At 50.9% G+C, this 552-nt stretch carries 1 protein-coding gene; it reads left to right on the top strand.

All coding sequences use genetic code 11. The features are described from left to right. Window positions 1–552: ABC transporter substrate-binding protein (locus EDI29_RS22625; protein WP_241664989.1), on the top strand; the 552-nt coding region annotated here is incomplete at both ends.

Raw genomic sequence — 552 nt, 5'->3', positions numbered from 1 at the left:
CGTCGCGCTCTCATTGGACGGTATTATCAGCTTTGATCCTGCCGAAAGTTTTGAAACCGTCAGTACCCGCAGCCTGGTCGATCTCTATCAAGGGCTGGTTGCCGAAGACAGGCAGGACTCGCGCAAATTGTCTCCGGCGTTAGCCTCGTCATGGAAACCCGGTAACACGGAACATAGCCTGATCTTTACGTTAAAAACCGATGCACAGTTTGCCAGCGGTAACCCCGTTACCGTCCATGACGTGATTTATTCTCTGACACGCGCGGTTAAATTAAACAAAACGCCGGTTTTCATTTTGGGCGAATTAGGCTGGACGCCTGAAAATATCGATGCGCAATTTACGCAGTTGAGTAATAACGAACTGGAAATACGGTGGATTTCCCCTATCGGTCACGATCTGGCTTTACGCCTGCTTTCTGCACCAGTGGCACTGGTTGTCGACAGCAAGGAAGTCGAGAAAAATGCCCAGAACCATGATTTTGGCAACGGCTGGCTGCGGACGCGCTCTGCGGGCAGTGGCGCTTATACGTTACGTAACTATGTCCCACAACA

This window comes from Pectobacterium polonicum, from assembly GCF_005497185.1.
GTDB classification, from domain to species: domain Bacteria; phylum Pseudomonadota; class Gammaproteobacteria; order Enterobacterales; family Enterobacteriaceae; genus Pectobacterium; species Pectobacterium polonicum.
This window is presented reverse-complemented; position numbering and strand designations above follow the sequence as displayed.